Source organism: Pedobacter sp. N36a (genome assembly GCF_014472395.1).
In the GTDB taxonomy this organism is placed as follows: Bacteria; Bacteroidota; Bacteroidia; order Sphingobacteriales; family Sphingobacteriaceae; genus Pedobacter.
The window spans coordinates 234,882-250,244 of sequence record NZ_JACSZW010000002.1 but is presented as its reverse complement, the minus strand read 5'-3'; the positions used below and the strand labels follow the sequence as shown (position 1 = coordinate 250,244).

Annotated in this window: 14 protein-coding genes; 2 read left to right on the top strand and 12 right to left on the bottom strand. The window is 41.8% G+C overall.

What is annotated here, in order from left to right; genetic code table 11:
- Positions 1-62: 62 nt before the first annotated feature.
- From H9X96_RS04870 to H9X96_RS04850, 5 genes are read right to left on the bottom strand one after another with little or no spacing between them, the layout of a single operon-like run.
- The gene (locus H9X96_RS04870; protein ID WP_187665206.1) at positions 63-1,889 is read right to left on the bottom strand and encodes a hypothetical protein; all 1,827 of its coding nucleotides are present in this window, start codon (positions 1,887-1,889) and stop codon (positions 63-65) included.
- Positions 1,879-4,047: a DUF4175 family protein gene (locus tag H9X96_RS04865; RefSeq protein ID WP_187665205.1), complete on the bottom strand. Its 2,169-nt coding sequence runs from the start codon at positions 4,045-4,047 to the stop codon at positions 1,879-1,881. The genes H9X96_RS04870 and H9X96_RS04865 overlap by 11 nt, the downstream gene beginning before the upstream one ends.
- Entirely contained in the window at positions 4,040-5,530 is a 1,491-nt protein-coding gene (locus tag H9X96_RS04860; protein WP_187665204.1) for a BatA domain-containing protein, read from the bottom strand. Before H9X96_RS04860 ends, H9X96_RS04865 begins: the two co-directional genes overlap by 8 nt.
- Before the next feature lie 10 nt (positions 5,531-5,540).
- Positions 5,541-6,428: a DUF58 domain-containing protein gene (locus tag H9X96_RS04855; protein WP_255430998.1), complete on the bottom strand. Its 888-nt coding sequence runs from the start codon at positions 6,426-6,428 to the stop codon at positions 5,541-5,543.
- A complete protein-coding gene (locus tag H9X96_RS04850) occupies positions 6,428-7,426 on the bottom strand; it encodes a MoxR family ATPase (RefSeq protein WP_187665203.1) in 999 nt (332 codons plus the stop codon). The genes H9X96_RS04855 and H9X96_RS04850 overlap by 1 nt, the downstream gene beginning before the upstream one ends.
- 149 nt (positions 7,427-7,575) lie before the next feature.
- Here H9X96_RS04850 and H9X96_RS04845 point away from each other — a divergent pair, with 149 nt between their 5' ends.
- Positions 7,576-8,205 (top strand): DUF4159 domain-containing protein, encoded by a 630-nt coding sequence (locus H9X96_RS04845; protein ID WP_187665202.1) that lies wholly within the window; start codon positions 7,576-7,578, stop codon positions 8,203-8,205.
- A gap of 19 nt (positions 8,206-8,224) precedes the next feature.
- On the opposite strand, the gene H9X96_RS04840 is transcribed toward H9X96_RS04845, so the two are convergent.
- The 7 genes from H9X96_RS04840 to H9X96_RS04810 form a co-directional block, all read right to left on the bottom strand.
- Positions 8,225-8,608, bottom strand: coding sequence for a DUF3037 domain-containing protein (locus tag H9X96_RS04840; RefSeq protein ID WP_187665201.1), 384 nt, complete (start codon positions 8,606-8,608; stop codon positions 8,225-8,227).
- Complete coding sequence (locus tag H9X96_RS04835; protein ID WP_187665200.1) at positions 8,586-9,383, bottom strand: HipA family kinase; 798 nt, start codon at positions 9,381-9,383, stop codon at positions 8,586-8,588. The genes H9X96_RS04840 and H9X96_RS04835 overlap by 23 nt, the downstream gene beginning before the upstream one ends.
- Positions 9,384-9,488: 105 nt before the next feature.
- Positions 9,489-10,070, bottom strand: a complete 582-nt coding sequence (locus H9X96_RS04830; protein WP_187665199.1) for a hypothetical protein — start codon at positions 10,068-10,070, stop codon at positions 9,489-9,491.
- Positions 10,071-10,182: 112 nt separating this feature from the next.
- Entirely contained in the window at positions 10,183-10,947 is a 765-nt protein-coding gene (locus H9X96_RS04825; RefSeq protein ID WP_187665198.1) for a TIGR03915 family putative DNA repair protein, read from the bottom strand.
- A gap of 14 nt (positions 10,948-10,961) precedes the next feature.
- Positions 10,962-12,218: a putative DNA modification/repair radical SAM protein gene (locus H9X96_RS04820; protein ID WP_187665197.1), complete on the bottom strand. Its 1,257-nt coding sequence runs from the start codon at positions 12,216-12,218 to the stop codon at positions 10,962-10,964.
- Positions 12,219-12,439: 221 nt separating this feature from the next.
- Complete coding sequence (locus tag H9X96_RS04815) at positions 12,440-12,901, bottom strand: DUF4268 domain-containing protein (RefSeq protein ID WP_187665196.1); 462 nt, start codon at positions 12,899-12,901, stop codon at positions 12,440-12,442.
- Between the two features lie 47 nt (positions 12,902-12,948).
- Positions 12,949-13,632, bottom strand: a complete 684-nt coding sequence (locus H9X96_RS04810; protein WP_187665195.1) for a pseudouridine synthase — start codon at positions 13,630-13,632, stop codon at positions 12,949-12,951.
- A gap of 108 nt (positions 13,633-13,740) precedes the next feature.
- Here H9X96_RS04810 and H9X96_RS04805 point away from each other — a divergent pair, with 108 nt between their 5' ends.
- Positions 13,741-15,330: a M20/M25/M40 family metallo-hydrolase gene (locus H9X96_RS04805; RefSeq protein WP_255430996.1), complete on the top strand. Its 1,590-nt coding sequence runs from the start codon at positions 13,741-13,743 to the stop codon at positions 15,328-15,330.
- Positions 15,331-15,363 lie beyond the last annotated feature (33 nt).

The following is a 15,363-nucleotide window of genomic DNA, read 5'->3' as shown; positions in this document are numbered from 1 at the left end:
CAGTTAGTTAGGTTAATAATATTCCTAATTTAACTAATTAAAGGAGGTAATATCTAAGAATTCTATAACATTTTAGTTTCATACCACAAAAAACTGACAGAAAGTAAAAAAGGTATAAAAAACCACCATAAAGAAAGCTTTTTCTCCAACAAAATGCTCTTTTCTACAACCTTATCATGAATCGGGTGATCTTTCACGAATTGACTGGTGGCCTGCTGCTGCTGGGTTTCCCGCAATTGCTGCCAATCACTTTTCTCATAGACATAAAAAGCATCGCTTAAATCTGCAACCTGAAGGGTATTCCAACCTGTTTGCGTAGCCCAGTTATTCAACTGCCATTGTGTAACCAACTCCCTATTTTGCAGCGGACTACTGATTTCTCCTGCTGTTTTAAACTGAGGAACTGCTTCTCCTTGAGGCAAAGAAATCGAAATATCGATTCTTTCAGTCAGTTCGGGGATTGCAGGGCTGATCGTCCATCTTTCCTTCGCTTCAGCAGGCCTTGCCGTTTTATTGACCATGGCAGACCAAAATCTGGCATAATCACCAACAGCACCATTCAACATCCATTGATAGGTAGCTGGGAGGACGGAAACCGTTTGCCTGCCCATGCCATAAATCTGACTGTTCACCAGAATCTTACCGCTCGCATCCTGTAATAAAGGTTGATCATCATTACCCGCTTTCAAGAACAGCAGCTGTTCTACAGGCAAAGCACTTAAAACAGGTCCATGATTGGTAAAACCAGCACGCAACGGCTTATTTTTTAGTGATTCGGATTCATACCTACCGCTTCCATTTGCGATTCCAGCACTGGATTGCACACTGCTTACCCTCATAAACAGGCCCAGACCATTGTTTAAAGCTTGTTTTATATGAGCTCGCTCTGTTCCAGACAATTGCGCTAATTCTTCCTCATCCAAAATCAGCAAGTCCATTTTTTTTAGCAAACCAGCGGTAATGGTTTGTAGCTCATTAACATCCGTATTTAAAAAATCGGTGCTGTATTTGTCTTTGCTGATCCGACTCCTGAAAATCAACGGATATTTCTTTTCAAAGAGCCAGTTTTTAAGGAATTTATATTCAAAATCCGGATTGGAAGCCAGCATCAAAATTCTAACCGGATGAGATGGCTTAATTTCAATAGGAACAGGATTAGTAAACAAGGTGTCTTTTCCCTTCATACCAATGATGCGGAAAACAGCCTTACCAGATTGCTGCGGAATCGCTTTTAAAGTAAAGATTTGCAGTCCTTTTTCAGTAATACTGACCGAATCTAGTTTCGTACCCAACCCTTCTAGTAACAACTTTGGCGCTGTGCCCCCAGTATGCTGATAAGTTCCCTGTATGATCAATTCAGAACTGGGGCTCAGCTGACCATTCCAATTAATTGCAGTTAGACCGTCACTTACCGGACCTGGATGAAAGCTGAGCTGTTTTTCCTTTAACAATTGGAGCTGATCTGGGCTGAGCCCCTTTCCGTAAAGATGAATCACCTGCAAATCAGGATTGGATTTAAGGAAATACTCCAAATCTGGAACAAAGCGAACTCCAGCCTTCCTATTATTCATAAACAACTGATGATCTAGGGAGTAAGTCACTCCTTTTAAAGCATTAATACTTACACCTTGCAGACCTGAATGGTCAATTGATGCCATCGCCGAGCCCTCAGCCACATCGCCATTTAGTAAATTAATTTCCTGAGCCCCAGCTTTCCTTTTAGCTGTAAAACCTGGTGGATATAACAAGCAGTAAAAGCATATCACCGCAATAGTACTGGCCAATAATCTCCAGATCAGATGGGCCTTTTGAGTTCTGCGTGTTTCGGCAGTCAGGAGAAAAACACCCAATGCCACACAAAATCCGATAGCCAGGTATTTAAAATCCATTTGACGGTGTTGCTTTTTTAAGGTAATTAAAATATTTTTGACTTAAGGTAGAAGCTGGTGCCGAAGTTGGCAGCTGGGGAACAGATTGAGCAGTACCTAACATCCTGACTATTGCCTTTTGCAATAGCGCGATATCTTTTTCTGATCCAGCTTTAGCTGATAAAAGCTTTCTGCCTGCAGCTAGAGCTGGCAAAAACAGCGCAGGCTGATCTGAGGCCGCAACAATCATATAGGGTTCTGTTTCTTTTAGCACCTGACGCTCCGAGTCTTTAAATCCAGCAGCAGTCTTTCTGTTTTCCAGCACCGTAAGTGCCTGTTTCAAAAGGACAAGTCGCTTTTCATCTGGCTCAAAATCACTTTTTTGTAGGGGTGACCCAATTTTATCCAGCTCCCCCGACAACCGCTTGTCTTCCTTCAGCTGTGTCACTTTAACCGTTGTTTTGGCCACATATGCTCTTGATTTTTGCTGAAGATCTTTCAGCAGACGCAAGGCCTTATACTCAAAAGGTAAAGCATCCCGTGTTTTATAGGTTCTCAATTGCAACTCCGACTTCCACATTTCTGTCAGTACTGCTTTTAGCTGGGCTTTCAATTCCGGCTCAAAAAAGGTAGCATCTTCTGCAATGTCATGTTTATGGGCATAGCTATCCATAATCGCCTTCACATCCCCAAATTTCTGTGTGTTTTGATCCTGGGTTTCTTTTCCTTCATGACCATGGTCATCGTGATCTTCCCCTTCTTTATGGTCATGATCCCCACCAATCTCTGTTTCGGATTCTTCCCCCAGGAACTTCCCATAACGAAGCCGCAATAGCTTCTGATCCATCCCCAGAGCGTTGCTCCTGTTTTTAAAACTTTCCTCGCTGATGGAACTTCTCTCCGCAAGCAGCTTCTCCGTATCCATAATAATCTGACGCTGACTTCTAAAATATTCAGGAACCAGGTTTACGCCATTGGTCATTCCAGCCATACTCATCAACTCTGCTGTATCCACAATAGATACGAAATAGACATCCGATCTACTCATCTGACCCAGATTATCAATGGCATTCACAAAGAAGTAAAGTTCATCACCGGGTTTCATTCCTAAGGCTTTGAGGTCGATCGCCTTGGTTAAGTTCATTGACCTTTGTTGGTTAAACGACGCATTAAAGTCAAGCTTTCGTTCCGTAAAACTAACGCCTTCCCCTTTACCACTAGCCATTGTAGCGGTAATATAAGCCGATTTTAACCCGTAATCATCTGTTAAGGAAACTTTTAAATGGACTTGAGGAACCTGCCCGAAATCAATACTTGTATGTGGTTTAGGCTGAGTAATCCTGATGACTGCTGGAAGATCAGGAATGACTGTCATCATATACAGTTCTGATTTTTTACCATCCAGCTCTACCTGATAAAATCCAGACTTAGTCATTGTTTTAGCAAACTGCCAGCTTTTTCCCTGATGATCCTGCGACTTTAAAACCGCCACTTCCTTATCATTAAAAATCAGTTTCAAGACTTTTACCGGCACTGTAGTGCTGATCTCCCATTTTAATAAAGCACCCTTTGCTACTTTAAAAGCAAAAGCTGACTGTGTCTTTTCCGGAATTCCCGTATAAGCCGGTGATTTGATCCGCAATGAAAAAGAGGCGATTTCTGGGAGTACATTTTCTTTTACAGTCACAATACTATCTTTTACAGGATCAGCTGCCTGAAAGTCCATTAATGGCTTTAAAAAAGAGATCCCAAAGCTCATTCCTACGCCAACCACCAACATCAGTACTGCCCATGTTAGTTTATGGAATGGCAGTTTTGGTTTAATGTGCAGCATGACTTCGCTGATTTTATGCTGCTGCAAACGTTCCAGCACACTGCATGCTGCTGTAGGTTTCAGTAAAAGTGCCCCACTCTCTTCCAATTCAGGGAAACTGGCATTCCAATATCTGGAAATCTGCTGTACAGTGATTTTCCAAAAAGGCTTCAATAAACTTAGGAAAACGAAGAAAACTAAAAATAGAGGGAGAAATACCCAGACCGACCAATCAAACAAATAGCTTGCTAAAGCACCGAAGAACAAGGTTAAGCCAAGGCTCAACGTCAGATTCTGAAGCAGCAACAAGAAGATCCACTGTTTTCTGAACCTTTCTATCCTATTTATCGCTTCCTGCTCAACCATGATTTAACTTATTTTTATGACGTAAGGAAATGATGCGCTCTAAGGTAAAAACCAATAAAGCCATTAGCCAAAATACTTTTTGAAGCGGTTGCTCTTGCTGGCTTGCTGCAGACAGACTGGATTGATCAGCAGCCGACAAAGGAGCTGTTGATGCAGACTGAGCAGCCAGGGATCCTGTCGCTGATTTAAGAGAACTGATACGTTCGTCATCAGGACTGATCTCAAAACCAAATCCAGTTGCACTTCCATCCTCACCTAATAGAATGGGCATCATGGCTTCCACAAATTTCTCATTCCAAACCAAACTGGTCCATTGCGGATTGATTCTGCTGTAGAAACGGTAATGGTTCAATGTATTTTCTTTTGACCTGGTTAATAGCGGAACTCCAAATCCGTCTGTCCATAACGCTGTTCCCTGATCAGTCGTGTCCACTGTTCTTTTGTTCAGTGGAATGGCTGGCATATTTCCTTTTGTTCCGGGCCCCACTTCAACCCAGGAGTTGATGCTGGTTACTTTTTCTCCAGCGTAGTTAAACAAACGACCATCTTTAGAAAGCTGTCCTAAAAATCCAGAGCTGATTGGTTTATTCGAAATCCAGAAGCCAACATCAAAACTTAATCCACTAACATGCTTACCATTAAATATCGATACCTCTATATTTCGTTTTGTTTCCTGAGCGATGGCCTCAATCGCAGCCATTAGATATTTTACATCTTCAGGGTGTTCTGTTCCATAGATCAACACCCTTGTTTTAGCCTCATCCTGAACCTCATCCATCCTTTTAATTGTGGTGATTTCCGGACTAGATGTAGCTTCGAAAGTTTGATGTGCAAAACTACTGCTCCAGGTAGCTAAGGTATCTTTTCCGGCTATTTCTTTCCATACTAAACGGAAATCAATTTGGGCCTGGTTCCCACCCATACTTTGTAATTTCCGATCGGCAAAGAGGTAGACGGGAAAATTCGGCTGCAACTGTGCATTCAATTCACGCAGTAACGCATAATGACTGATTTTAGCCGAGGTAGTGATTGCTGAATTTATCCCCTTATGACTTGCCGAATCTGGTTTTTCATTTTTTAAAGTATCCTCAATGCTAATTTTTTGGAAGCCTAACCCAAAGTCATGCAATTCATAACCAGCCTGAATTAAAGAATCAAGGTCTTGTTTGTGTGTCTTATAAACCGAGCGTACCTGAGACTTTTCCACCAATACCCAGCCTTTTTTTAACCCTTCATTTTTCTCTTTCCTCAGGTAGGGCTCCGCCAATAAGAAGGCGAGTAAAGCGATCAGCAGCATCCTCAAAAAAAGCAGCAGCCAATCTGTGATCTGATAACTTCTGGAAGTAAATGGAGAACTCGTGCCCAATAAGGCTATACTTCCAATACGCAGTGTTTTCCCCTGTTTCAATTTCCACAGATGGATGACCAGCGGGATCAATAGTCCTGCTAACGCGATTAAACCTATGGGATAAAGTAAATGCACCTTGATATCTCTATATCTTTAATTTGTTTCTTTGGTTCAAAAAGTCTCTCAATGCCTGATCCAGCGGTTGATCCGTTTGTATCAGACGATAAGCAATCCTTCTGTCCAGCATTTTAGTTCTGGTTTGCTCCAGGTAATGGGCCATATTTTCCTGATAAGCAGCCCTTGCAGTCTCCTGATCAATCTGGATAGTTTTTCCAGTTTCCAAATCTTCGAAAGTTGTATATCCTTTAAAATCCAGTTTCATTTCATTCCCAGACATCAAATGAAAAACCAACACCTCATGCTTCAGCGTGTTTAAAGTATCCAATAGATCAAAGATCTCCTGATTTACCTCATAAAGGTCCGTGATAAAGATGAGCAGTTCTCTTTTTTGAGCCCCGGCATAGAGTTCTTTATAATTGATGGGCTTTGTGAAAGTCCCTTCTGGCTTTACCTGTTCCAATTGATAAAACAATCTCGCAAGGTGCTGAAAATCTTGTTTAGCCACCATAGAAAAGATCCCTGCATCTTTAAACACGTATAAACCAATGGCATCACCCTGCAAATTACCTAAATAAGCTAATGAAGCAGCCAGATAACGTGCATAATCCATTTTGGTATGATCGCCATCCTGATGGTTCATAGAAGCACTTGCATCGATCAGCAGGCGGATGCTAATATTAGTTTCTACCTCAGATTCCCTGATGTAATACCGGTCTGAACGGGCAAACATTTTCCAGTCCAGCGAGCGTAGATCGTCCCCGGGCTGATAGCTCCGGTACTGACTAAACTCCAATCCTGGCCCCTTCACCGTACTTTTGTGAATCCCGCTCATGAAACCGTCAATCGTCATCTTTGCCGACAAAGACAGCTCTTTAATCGCCATCATCACTTTCGGGTCTAGCAGTTTGCTCATTAAATGTTGATTTTCGGTCTTGAAATGGATTTCAGAAGCGCATCGGCTACCATATCTGCGGTCACCTGTTCTGCATCTGCTTTAAAATTCATCAAGATCCGGTGCCTCAATACTGGATAAGCCATCGTTTGCAGATCTTCCATGCCTACGGCGTAACGTCCATGAATCAACGCTCTGGCTTTAGCAGTTAGGATCAAGGCTTGTCCGGCTCTTGGACCTGCACCCCAACGCACCCATTCCTTCACATAATCAACCGTACTCGTGTCTGGTCTGGTGGCACGGATCAACTCTGCCACATACGCAATCAAATCATCACTAATACTCACCTCTCTTGTCAAGGCTTGAAGCTGCTTAATTTCGTCTGCACCGATTACTGGCTGCACTTTATTTTTAATAGTACCAGTGGTACTGCTTAGTATCTTGGTTTCTTCGGCCGCTGTAGGATATCCGATCTTAATGTACAGTAGAAAACGATCCAGCTGTGCCTCAGGAAGTGGATAGGTACCCGCCTGCTCTATTGGATTTTGGGTAGCCAGGATAAAAAACGGACGGTCTAAAGGATAGGTTTGTCCGCCATAAGTGACTTCAAACTCCTGCATCGCCTCTAACAATGCCGACTGTGTTTTTGGCGGCGTTCGATTGATCTCATCCGCCAGAATGATATTGGCGAATAAAGGCCCTTTATTGAACTTAAAAAATCGTTTTCCAGTCACATGGTCTTCTTCTAAAATCTCTGTACCTACGATATCAGTTGGCATTAAATCCGGCGTAAACTGAATCCTTCTAAAAGAAAGATCCAGGGCTTGAGACATGGTGCGTACCATCAGCGTTTTTGCCAGGCCAGGCACACCTTCTAAAAGGCAGTGTCCGCCGGCAAGCAAAGCGACCAGCATTTCTTCAATGATGACGTCCTGCCCGACGATCACTTTTTGGATTTCTTCTTTTAATAGAGAAATTTTATGGATCAAGATTTTAAGGTTACTTTCTGAAATTTCCAAAGCAATGATTTTTATGAGGTAAGCGATTGTAATTCAATATAGGGCTCTCCACGTATTTTTTCCTATCCCTTGATCAGAATATCAAAAAAATTACAAGATATATCCTCTAAAATCCTATTTCTAATGAAAATAGACGTTATTTTAGAACGATGCAAAGATCAAAGTTCACATTTGCGAGAATAAAGTATAAATCCGGGAATTGGGATACGGATCAGCGTATGCCCTCCAATCTGCTCAATTCCTTATTGGAATATACCACCATTCCTTTAGATCCTGAAGAAAAGATTGTAGAATTGAGTAGTCAAGACCTTTTCAAGTATCCGTTTTGCTATTTAAGCGGACATAAGCTGGTGCAATTTGACCAGCAGGAAGCGGCCAATTTCAAGAAATATGTAAACAATGGCGGCTTTGTCTTAGTAGACGATTGCAACCATGACATCGATGGGCTATTTGCCAAATCATTTGAAACACAAATGAGCAACCTATTTGGTCCAACAGCACTAAAAAAAATTCCTAACCAGCATAAGATATACCATTCCTTTTTCAATTTTGAGAACGGCCCGCCTACGACTTCTTTTGAATTAAACGGCTGGGGCGACGACCTGGTACATGATTACCTGAAAGCCATTACCATTAACAACCGCATTGGCGTATTGTACAGTAACAAAGACTATGGCTGTGAATGGGATTACGACTTCCGCAACAAGCGATTCCTGGCGGAAGACAACACTAAATTTGGCGTAAACATCATCCTTTACGCCATGGGTATCAACAGTTAATCGTCCAGCATATAAAGTATTAAAGCACCAGCTGCTCGTATAGTTTTTTCAAGGTTTCCTGGGCATCCAAACATAAACCTGGATGAGTTTTAGAAGTCTGAACCACCGTACTTCTGGTGGCTGTTAACCAGCGAAAGCGTGAAGCCATATCTAGCTGACCAATCGTTCCTCCTGCCTTTCCTCCTTTGCTGATCAGTTCAAAAGAACGTAAATGGTCTAGCAATTCCTGTGGATCCAGTTTGCAGGAAAATGCAGCAAGACGCCCCTCATCCAATTCAAATGAAGTCTGTAAAAACTTTTGCTTAGCGCAATACAGTATGATGCCCACATTAAGAAATTCTTCCCGTTCTACCCTTGGTACGACGCGGATCACGGCATACTCAAATAAGTGCTTCTCTTGCATTCTGTGCTTCTTTTACAAAAATATCTGAATTTGCGAGGCGCAATTCCAAAAAGTTAGAATATACTTCGCGGTGTGCTTCAATAGAGTCAAAAGTATTGTCCCGGATCAACCAGTCGTCTGGAATTAAGGAAACAACAGCCCTGATTTTTTCAGGAGTCAGGATCGCTTTAAATACAGCATTCACTTCTTCCAATTGCGAAGCCTGGCTCAACAGCACGTGATCTTTGATCAAGCTGAAAGGTTTTACGGCCTGTTCTTCCCAGTTCTCCATGGAATGGTGAAAATACAATGCAGCACCATGGTCAATCAACCATAATTCTTTATGCCAGATCAACATATTGGTATTACGGGCGGTACGGTCCATATTGGTCAGCAGCGCATCCATCCACACAATCTGTGAAGCCGTTTTTTCGTCTACCTGATTCACCAATGGATCAAAAGTGATCGCTCCTGAAAGGTAATGCAAGGCAAGATTCAGCCCAACACTCGTCCTTAATAAGTCCTGGATCTCTTCATCTGGTTCAATCCGACCAAAATCTTTCTCCAATTGCGCAAACACCAATTCCGGCATTCTCAAGCCAAGTAACCTTGCGATTTCTCCGCCAATTAACTCGGCAATGAGCGCACGTAATCCCTGTCCGGCACCACGAAATTTGAGTACATATAAAAAGTCGTCATCTGCTTCTGCAATTGCAGGCATCGATCCCCCTTCGCGTAAAGGGGTCACATACCTGGTCACATTAACAGTCCTGAGTTCTGGTTGAAAATTCTTCACGCCTGCATAATTTAAGAGCAAAAGCCCCGATTTAAGCCAAAGATACTATATTTCCCCTAATCGGATACCTGATTGACCAAGGTATAGGTCTGCTATTTTCAGATTTTATTTGGAACCGTTTTTTATAAGTTCGGAATACATTTCATCCAAGAAGCCTTGCTGGCTTGGACTATCCTTGAAATATCGCTGATAGTTTACACTGCAGCTCTCCACATCCGCAATGTTTTTTGGGTTAAAAGACCAATCGTCTATGTCCTTCACCGTAATTCCTATATCATTACTGCAGGTTTGCCATAGTTCAGAGAATTTAGTTTTTCTACCCTTGCCCTTGTTCATTTGATCAAAGTCTGCATACACTGTAAATCCGCGCATTTCCGAATTGAAAAACTTTGAAATCGAAGTTACTGGAACACCTGCCCAATCTATCGTTTCCCCAGTCGGAAGTGCTATAGAATTGAGCTTTTTCTCATTCAATATTTTATCTTGTTCTCCTTCTTTAAAAAACTGCTCTTCATACACTAATTTTGTTCCTATTGGAACCCATATCTTTTTAACTACCAATGGTTTTTTAGTGATAAAATAGGGATAATCAGGTGCTGAATTTCCACCTGTTGGGTTCATACTTCCCATACATCCTGTTAAAGATAGCAAGCCAAATAAAAAAGCAGGAAGTTTAAAGTTTTTCATAAGTGTTTTGTTTGTGTCGCAGCGCTCAAATATATACGAATGCTTCTGATTTTGTCCGTATAAATTTTAAGTTACACAGGGAATTGCCCGAGCGCCGCTTTGCAATGGCAATTTAAGTACCTGTTTTTTCCGTAAGGTATTTCCAGTACCTTTTAGGGACATGCTGCAGGTGTAATTTGGTGTTTTTTCTGGCCACAATATTAGTACTTTTAAAATAGTCTTTCCATAACGTGGCGTACAGATGCTCTTTACCGTCCTGAAGCGCTGCTGTAGGTCTGTTCAGATTTTTCTCCTCTTCTGGATTTAGGCTTACTTCTTCTACTTGTTCTAGGTTATAATACAAGCCGTAATGCCTTTTTAAATCATAAATGATCCAGTGCTGATCCGCATAGCGATGCTTAAAATGGTTCATAATTAAAGGGAGTACATTAAAGTCTGGGTCAACTCCACAGTAGAAAATTCCATCTGCAGAAAGCTGAAACCTGATGAAAGCCTCCATCCTATGTTTTTCTCGTTCTACCTTCTTAGCGGTTTGTGCAACCGTCAGTACATGGACATTACCATAATTAGCTGCTGCCCCGACTGGGTTGGAAAATATATAGCAGCTAAACTCAAATAAACTGTTATAAGCTTGAGTAGATTCTGAAAGAAAAGTGCAGTAGAATCTCCTCATCCAGCCTGCATTTAATTTCTTTTTTAACCCTGTCCATACCCGATCAGCTTTTTTGCTATCATTATGTACATAAAATTCCACACTAAAAGCATCTGGCTGGTGGTGTTTTTCTAACTGAAGGCTGACCTTTCCCGGTTTTCTTTCAAACCATTCAAAGACTGCACAAAGCAAGCTTTCTAAGCTTCCATCGATCACGTATATCATTGGTCATTGTCGGGTTAAAACAAAATCAATTGCTGAACATCAATCTTAGCATATTTACCCTGGCTTTCCGCTAGTATGAATGACTTGATTTGTGTAGCCTGGTAATCTTTCATCTGATAAGGGCTATCTGAACACTTGATGAAGTGTTTTGCCCTGTTATAGGCCACCCCTATTTTTTTCAATTGATCAATGCGTAATTTTCCGAATTTTCTAGCCTGTACGATTTTTTTTGCAGAGCTCACACCAATTCCTGGAATACGCAGGATCATTTTATAGGCAGCCACATTGATGTCTATTGGGAAATACTGAAGGTTCCTTAATGCCCAGCTCAACTTCGGATCCACATCTACATCCAAATGAGGATTCGCATCATTCAGGAGTTCATTTACATGAAAACCATAAAAGCGCATGAGCCAGTCCGTTTGATACAATCTATTCTCACGAATTAATGGAGGTTGAGTGCCAATCAGTGGCAGGCGATTGTCGTAACTAATAGGAATATATCCAGAATAGTAAACTCTTTTCAGCGAGAAATTTCTATAGAATGCATCTGCGGTATGCATAATATCTTTATCTGTTTCCGGAGTTGCTCCGATCACCATCTGGGTACTTTGACCCGCAGGCACAAATTTAGGGGTACTCTTAATTAGCTTTTTCTCATCTTTAAACTGTATGATTTGATTTTGCACCAAGGCAAGTGGTCGCTTCACATCCTCATGGTTCTTTTCCGGAGCAAGTAATTTAAGACCACTTTCTGTCGGCATCTCCAGATTGATACTCATTCTATCTGCATACAGTCCAGCTTCTCTAATGAGCTCTTCGCTTGCACCAGGAATTGTTTTCAGGTGGATATACCCATTAAAACGCTCTTCAAGCCTTAGTTTCTTCACCACCTTCAATAAGCGCTCCATGGTAAAATCAGCATTCTTAAAAATTCCGGAGCTTAAAAAAAGTCCTTCGATAAAGTTTCTTCTGTAAAAATTGATGGTGAGGGAAACCACTTCTTCTACGGTAAAAGCTGCACGTTCTATATCATTGCTCTTTCTGGAAACACAGAAAGCACAATCATAGATGCAATGATTGGTCAGGAGAATTTTCAAAAGAGAAACACAGCGACCATCTTCAGTATAGGTGTGGCAAATTCCTGAAGCGTGGCTATCACCTAGACCTTTATTGTCGTTCTTCCTTGTTCCTCCACTTGAAGAGCAGGATACATCGTATTTTGCAGCATCAGCAAGGATATTCAGCTTTTCTCTAATCCGTTCAGACATAATTCTATAATTTACTAACAAATATAGTATTATTTGCTATAATAATTAGTTTTATTGACGATGTTTGAAGAATTTTGCCTAAATCAATTAGACCTTATTGTGAGTTCATGAAACGATTTTAGGCCTTACACTTTCCCTATTCAAATGGGGTGAATTGGGGACATAAGTGCTTTCCACATGCCCCACCTGTAATACTCTGGCATTTCGGTGAATTTCATTAACTATTTAAAAGTATCAAAACCATCCTTCGCATCACACCAGAACTCGTCTAATGCAATCAATCTTGGTTTTAGAAAAGAGATCAATGCCGGCCAGTCTGATTCTTTAAAAATGCTCACATCCGGAAGGTGCTTCACAATCCTGCTCACTGTTTTATAATGTTCATCTACAGTCAGTAATTCCCAGTCCCATTCTTCCCCCAGGCTCGTATGCAGCATCGTTTTAAAAGCAGTAAACTGCTCAAAAATCAACTCCTGCATTCCTGGATCAGGATGAGACATCTCAATCGCAATGTAAGCGGACTTCTTGTCGACAGACATTTTAAAATGAAGGTACTTTATTCCTGTCTTATAATTCACCCAATTGATTCTCATCCCTTCAGCAGATTGGTGAGGCGCAATATATTGTCCGAAGGTAGTCCAGAAAGACTGTTTTAATTGTGCAGCCTGATCTTTTGAAAACATGGTATTGAGTTTAAATGTAGTAGAGCTATTCTAAAATAAAAAACAGGTTAAAGCGTCCAGCTCATCAGTTCCATGACCCTTTTAAACTCGTCCTGAACATTCGCTTTTAAATGGATGGTTTCTTTGGTCACTGGGTGTACAAACTTCAACTCTGAAGCATGCAGCAACATCGTCGTCATCTCCCACTGCTCTTTGAAAAACTTGTTTTGTTTATTGCAGCCATGCTTGCGATCACCGATAATCGGATAAAAGATATGTGCAAAGTGTCTGCGCAGTTGATGCATTCTTCCTGTGGTTGGCGTAGCTTCCACTAAGGAATATCTGGATGTTGGGTGTTTTCCAAGGGCGACCTCCAGCTCAGCGCGCTGTAAAGTCACAAAAGCGGTAAATGCTGCCTGCATATTGCCATTTTCTTTGGCCAATGGATAGTCGATCTCCAAGCTATCAGGCGCATAACCTCTCAAAACTGCCAGGTATTTTTTTTCCACTTCCGCATTTTGAAACTGCTGGTGCATGGCTATTTCCGTCTCTTTATCGAAAGCAAAAAGCAGCAAACCACTGGTTTTACGATCTAAACGATGTACAGGGCTAACATACTTATTGATCTGATCCCTTAGCATTTGCAGTGCAAATTCTGTGGCATCACTAGCAATAGAAGAACGGTGAACCAATAAGCCATGAGGTTTATTGATGGCAATCAGATGATCGTCCTGATATACAATTTCCAGCATTTAATTTTTTCTGCGAAGATAACCTTTTGATTTTTTAAAACCGACCAATTGTATCAAATTTGTTACTTTTTGATGGGATAGAAGCATTTATGCCTAAATTGAGAAATCATGAAAACCAAACCAACAACCCCTCCTGTTAATGGATTAAAAAAGGCAACCGCTGCCTTCTTTATGGCGATGCTGATCGCTGGAAACGTCAGCTATGCACAAACTAAAAAGGAAACTATTGACCTGATCGTCAAGGAAGCCACGGAAAACTCTCAACTGGAAAAGCTCGCCCATGAGCTCTTAGATATGGTGGGCCCCAGACTCGTAGGCTCTCCTCAGATGAAACAGGCCAACGACTGGGCGGTCGCAAAATATACCAGCTGGGGTATTCCAGCTAAAAACGAACAATGGGGAGAATGGCGTGGCTGGGAACGTGGAATTTCTCATATTGACATGGTTTATCCTCGTATAAAATCTCTGGAAGGCATGCAACTGGCCTGGAGTCCAAGCACAAAAGGAAAGGCCGTGGTTGGGGAAATGATCATTTATCCTGACCTACCCGATTCTGTATCCTTCAAAAGCTGGTTACCAAGTGTAAAAGGGAAATTCGTGATGTTTTCCATGAATCAACCTACCGGCAGACCAGACTATAACTGGCAGGAGTTTGCGACTCCGGAGTCTTTCGAGAAAATGAAAAAAGACAGAACCGAACAAACCAATGCCTGGCGCTCCCGCATCAGCAAAACCGGGCTTAACCTGAAAGCTTTGGCACTGGCATTCGAAAGTGCTGGGGCACTGGGTGTCGTGACCAGCAACTGGTCTTCTGGATTCGGTGTCAATAAAATCTTTGGTGCAAATACCACAAAAATCCCTTCTATCGACATCTCCTTAGAAGATTACGGTTTGCTGTACAGACTAACCGAATCAGGTAACAAACCTAAAATCAGTGTAAATGTAGGTTCTAAAGAATTGGGCGTTGTTCCTACCTTTAACACCATTGCAGAGATCAAAGGAACAGAAAAACCGAATGAATATGTCATCCTTTCCGCACATTTCGACTCTTGGGATGGTGGCACCGGCGCAACAGATAACGGAACAGGGACCATCACCATGATGGAAGCCATCCGTATTTTGAAAAAGATCTACCCAAACCCGAAAAGAACTATCCTTGTAGGCCACTGGGGAAGTGAAGAACAAGGGCTAAACGGCTCAAGGGCATTTGTAGAAGATCATCCGGAAATTATTAAAAATATCCAGGTGGTATTTAACCAGGACAATGGTACCGGCCGCGTGGTTAACCTTGCCGGACAAGGCTTTTTAAACTCTTATTCTTATTTAGGAAAATGGTTATCGGCTGTGCCCGAAGAAATTAGAAAACAGATCGCAACCACTTTCCCTGGTACTCCTGGTGGTGGTGGTTCAGACTATGCGTCCTTTGTAGCTGCAGGTGTACCCGCTTTCTCGCTGAGCTCCAATAGCTGGTCTTACGGAACTTATACCTGGCATACCAACAGAGACACTTATGATAAAGTAGTTTTTGATGATGTGAGAAGCAATGCCATATTGACTGCAATTCTAGCCTATATGGCGAGTGAAGACCCGCAAACGACCTCCAGAGAGAAAAGCATTTTACCCGTTAATCCAAGAACCGGAGAACCAGGTGTATGGCCTCCGCAAGTGAAGCCAACACGTAAAGGCGGCATCAACTAGTCTTTATTCTTCTATACTAAAAATGCCCTTTCG

Bases quoted from the DNA above. Each gene is read 5' to 3' on its own strand.
- H9X96_RS04870 (WP_187665206.1), bottom strand. From the start codon at position 1,889: ATGGATTTTAAATACCTGGCTATCGGATTTTGTGTGGCATTGGGTGTT.
- H9X96_RS04865 (WP_187665205.1), bottom strand. From the start codon at position 4,047: ATGGTTGAGCAGGAAGCGATAAATAGGATAGAAAGGTTCAGAAAACAG.
- H9X96_RS04855 (WP_255430998.1), bottom strand. From the start codon at position 6,428: ATGAGCAAACTGCTAGACCCGAAAGTGATGATGGCGATTAAAGAGCTG.
- H9X96_RS04845 (WP_187665202.1), top strand. From the start codon at position 7,576: ATGCAAAGATCAAAGTTCACATTTGCGAGAATAAAGTATAAATCCGGG.
- H9X96_RS04840 (WP_187665201.1), bottom strand. From the start codon at position 8,608: ATGCAAGAGAAGCACTTATTTGAGTATGCCGTGATCCGCGTCGTACCA.
- H9X96_RS04830 (WP_187665199.1), bottom strand. From the start codon at position 10,070: ATGAAAAACTTTAAACTTCCTGCTTTTTTATTTGGCTTGCTATCTTTA.
- H9X96_RS04825 (WP_187665198.1), bottom strand. From the start codon at position 10,947: ATGATATACGTGATCGATGGAAGCTTAGAAAGCTTGCTTTGTGCAGTC.
- H9X96_RS04820 (WP_187665197.1), bottom strand. From the start codon at position 12,218: ATGTCTGAACGGATTAGAGAAAAGCTGAATATCCTTGCTGATGCTGCA.
- H9X96_RS04815 (WP_187665196.1), bottom strand. From the start codon at position 12,901: ATGTTTTCAAAAGATCAGGCTGCACAATTAAAACAGTCTTTCTGGACT.
- H9X96_RS04810 (WP_187665195.1), bottom strand. From the start codon at position 13,632: ATGCTGGAAATTGTATATCAGGACGATCATCTGATTGCCATCAATAAA.
- H9X96_RS04805 (WP_255430996.1), top strand. From the start codon at position 13,741: ATGAAAACCAAACCAACAACCCCTCCTGTTAATGGATTAAAAAAGGCA.